Genomic DNA, 559 nt, shown 5'->3' with positions numbered 1-559 from the left:
GCGCCCGCTTATATCGTACCTGCTTCAAGGCAAAACCGACGAAGCGCGCATGAGCTACCGTCCCGCCGACTTTTACGCGCGGAACAAATGCGCGCTCCGCGCGGGCGTAACGGCGACGCGCATAGACGCGGCGAAAAAACAGGTCGCGCTTGCGGACGGCGAGCGCGTCTCCTACGGCAAGCTGCTCGTCGCAACGGGGAGCCGCCCCTTTGTGCCGCCCGCCGACGGGCTTGAGAAAATCAAATACTTTACCTTTATGACGCTCGACAGCGCGAAAGCGCTTGAAGCGGTGCTTTCGCCGGATACCCGCGTCCTTATCGTCGGGGCGGGGCTTATCGGCATGAAGTGCGCCGAGGGAATCGCGGAACGGAGCGGCAGCGTTGCGGTCGTGGAAATGCAGCCCCGCGTGCTGCCCACCGTGCTCGACGCCGAAGGCGCGGCGATAATCCAGAAGCAAATGGAAGCGCACCAGGTGCGGTTCTATCTGGGCGACAGCGTCAAAACCTATACGGCGCAAGCGTCCGCGGCGGACGGGCCGGAGGCGGCGCAAACCGGCTGC

1 protein-coding gene is annotated in these 559 nt (G+C 64.4%); it reads left to right on the top strand.

The genetic code is table 11. The annotated features are described in order from the left end of the window. Positions 1-559 (top strand): FAD-dependent oxidoreductase (locus AWU74_RS07605; RefSeq protein ID WP_187150941.1); only part of this gene is annotated, 559 nt, incomplete at both ends.

The organism is Treponema endosymbiont of Eucomonympha sp. (assembly GCF_001028545.1).
This window is presented reverse-complemented; position numbering and strand designations above follow the sequence as displayed.